General features: G+C 64.8%; 2 protein-coding genes and 1 pseudogene. All 3 read right to left on the reverse strand.

Features of this window, described 5'->3' with window-relative positions; all coding sequences use genetic code 11:
- Positions 1 to 213 (reverse strand): annotated as a pseudogene (locus EOA79_RS31900) (cupin); the annotation flags it as partial.
- Between the two features lie 32 nt (positions 214 to 245).
- Positions 246 to 1,013 (reverse strand): 2-dehydro-3-deoxy-D-gluconate 5-dehydrogenase KduD, encoded by a 768-nt coding sequence (kduD, locus tag EOA79_RS31905; protein ID WP_095824150.1) that lies wholly within the window; start codon positions 1,011 to 1,013, stop codon positions 246 to 248.
- Between the two features lie 114 nt (positions 1,014 to 1,127).
- The coding region (locus tag EOA79_RS31910) for an FCD domain-containing protein (RefSeq protein ID WP_164894064.1) at positions 1,128 to 1,666 on the reverse strand (539 nt) is incomplete at its 5' end.

Here is a 1,666-nt window from a genome sequence, read left to right on the forward strand (position 1 = left end):
CTCTGACTTGTCGTCGATGGTGACTTCGAAGCGGCCTTCGGCGACATAGCTTGCCTGGACGTGCGGATGCGAATGCAGCGCGCCGAGGCCGCCCTTGTCGAAGGCGAATTCGACCATCATCAGTTCGGCCGTGTGCACCAGCACGCGCCGTCTGTTGCCGTCGGGCGTCGGCTCCCAGGCTTTTTCGCCGGCATGTGAAAAGAGAGGCGTCATCGCTTAGCTTCCGTTCGAAATTGGCAGAATGGTTACCGCGCCAGCCAGCCGCCGTCCACCGGCATCACCGCGCCATGCATGTAGTCCGACGCGGGCGCGAGCAGGAAAACGGCCGCGTCGCCGATGTCGCCCGGCCGGCCCCAGCGCCCCGCGGGAATGCGTCCGAGGATGGCGGCGCTGCGGTCGGGGTCGGCGCGCAAGGCTTCGGTGTTGTTGGTTTCGATATAGCCCGGCGCGATGCCGTTGACGTTTATGCCTTTCGCCGCCCATTCGCAGGCGAGCAGCCTCGTGAGGCCAAGCACACCATGTTTCGAAGCGGTGTAGGAGGCGACGCGGATGCCGCCCTGGAAGCTCAGCACCGAGCCTATGTTGACGATCTTGCCGCGCCGCCCGGGCTCGGCCAGCACGCGTCTGGCAAAACTCTGGCAAAGCCGGAAGACCGCCTTCAAATTGATGTCCATCACCTCGTCCCAGTCGGCTTCGGTCAGATCGACCGCGTCGGCGCGTCGTATGATGCCGGCATTGTTGACCAAGCCGTCGAGCGGTCCCTTCTCGTCCCATATCCGGTCGAGCATGACGGCAGCCGCGGCAGGATCGCCGAGATCGGCGGCCACGGTTTCGAACTGGCCACCAATGGCCGCGATCCCCTCCGCGGTTTCATCCATCGCCGAGCGCCCGACGCCGATGACGGCGCCGCCGGCGCGCGCGACCGACACTGCAATGCCTTGGCCGATGCCGGTGTTGGCGCCGGTGACGAGGATGCGTTTTCCCGCAAGGCTGAAGGCGAAAAGATCGCTCACTTGAGCTGGTCCATCGCCACCTTGTCGACGTCGATATAGTCGACATTGTCGCCAGCCATGGCCCAGATGAAAGCGCCGGTGTGTGTCTGGTCCATCTCTACCTTGCTCGAATGATTATCCGGTCGACGCAGCCGCCACGGACTTTGCGTAATAGGCCTGCCGCGCCTGCAAGCGCTCGCGGTAGCGCTGCTGGCTTGAGGTGAGATGTGCCCGCATCGCCTCGCGCGCGGCTTCGGCGTCGCCCGCCGAAATCGAATTGAGGATCACCAGATGCTCCCGTTGCAGGCCACGCTGGTACTCGTCGGACTGGACGAGCTCGGCCGACCAGGGCGAGGTTACGTCGCAGGGAATGGCGCGGCGGCCGAGCACGTCGAGCATCTCGACATAGAACGGGTTATTGGTGGCGCTGGCGATTGCCCTATGGAAGGCGAGATCCGCCGGACCGGTCGGCTGGCTGGCGAGCAGAAGCCGCTCGAACTCGAAGAAAGCCTCCTGGATCGCCGCCTCTTGCGCCGCGTTGCGGCGGATGGCGGCAAGGCCGGCCGATTCGATCTCGATCGCCAGCCGCACCTCGAGCACGTTGAGCGCGATCGAATCCTTGGCGCCCATGTCGGCGGTCAAAACGCCGAGCGTGGTGGAGATGTGTTCAGTTA

Origin of the sequence: Mesorhizobium sp. M1A.F.Ca.IN.020.03.2.1 (assembly GCF_004023205.1) — a bacterium.
Lineage (GTDB): Bacteria > Pseudomonadota > Alphaproteobacteria > Rhizobiales > Rhizobiaceae > Mesorhizobium.